A 1,035-nucleotide genomic window follows, 5' to 3' on the forward strand; every position below is an offset into this window, starting at 1 on the left:
CGTATAGCATCCTCACCGACCATTTAGGAACGCCATATGAAGCGTATGATGAAAATGGAGAAAAGGTGTGGGCACGAGAATTAGACCTTTATGGGAATGCTATTGCTGGTGATAGCTCGTTTATTCCTTTCTTATATCAAGGGCAATACTATGATGAGGAGATTGGGTTAGCTTATAATAGGTTTAGGTATTATAACCCTGAGACAGGGGCTTATATTTCACAAGACCCAATAGGTCTTGCTGGAGGAAACCCTACTTTGTATGGGTATGTAGGAGATAATAATACTTGGATTGATGTCTGGGGGTTGGATTGTGATGTTGCAAAAACAAGAAAATTAGCTCAAACTGCAAAAGGAGCTAATAAATTATTTGAATGTAAAACATTTGCAAATGACCTAAAAACTAAAATGAAAAAAGAGGGAATTGTTGGTGAACATATTGAAATTCGAAATACAAATGCTCCATTTGTCAAATCAAAAAAGAATGACACAATTGGAACCAATTATTATCATCAGGGTATAAAGGTTGAGGATACAATTTTTGACAATCTGAATCCCAACGGAATTAAATATGATGATTGGCTTGATGATTTAGAATACCATTTAAATCATAGTTATAACATACAAAATTTAGAAATTTTAGAATGGTAATAAGAGTGAAAATGAAAAGAACAATAATTGATTTAGTTTATTTGTTAAAAATAAAATATGAGATGTTTTTTGGTAATGAAAAGAATTTAAACAATCTTTACTACTATATATTAGGTTATATTGGAGCTAAAATAGATGAAGGTGTTGAAGAAATAATTGATAAGGAATTTGTTTATAATTTTAATGGTTGGCTTTATAAGAAATATGATGATAAGTTTGATCATCCAGTTCCTTGGAATATAGTTTACAACACTTTATTTATTGATGAAGAAGAAAAACTAAATACTTTTTATAGTGATTTTGATGATTTTATAAAAGAAAACATATCAGAGTAAATGTAAATCGTATAGTATCCTCACCGACCATTTAGGAACGCCGTATGAGG

The 1,035-nt window shown here is 30.7% G+C and carries 2 protein-coding genes; both read left to right on the forward strand.

Translation table 11 applies throughout. The features are described from left to right. Positions 1-650 (forward strand): RHS repeat-associated core domain-containing protein (locus HMPREF9075_RS14050; RefSeq protein WP_009415004.1); only part of this gene is annotated, 650 nt, incomplete at its 5' end. Positions 651-661: 11 nt separating this feature from the next. Beyond that, a complete protein-coding gene (locus HMPREF9075_RS02995; protein ID WP_157049206.1) occupies positions 662-985 on the forward strand; it encodes a hypothetical protein in 324 nt (107 codons plus the stop codon). Positions 986-1,035 lie beyond the last annotated feature (50 nt).

It is taken from the genome of Capnocytophaga sp. oral taxon 332 str. F0381 (assembly GCF_000318275.2).
GTDB lineage: Bacteria > Bacteroidota > Bacteroidia > Flavobacteriales > Flavobacteriaceae > Capnocytophaga > Capnocytophaga bilenii.

Bases quoted from the DNA above. Each gene is read 5' to 3' on its own strand.
- HMPREF9075_RS02995 (WP_157049206.1), top strand. From the start codon at position 662: ATGAAAAGAACAATAATTGATTTAGTTTATTTGTTAAAAATAAAATAT.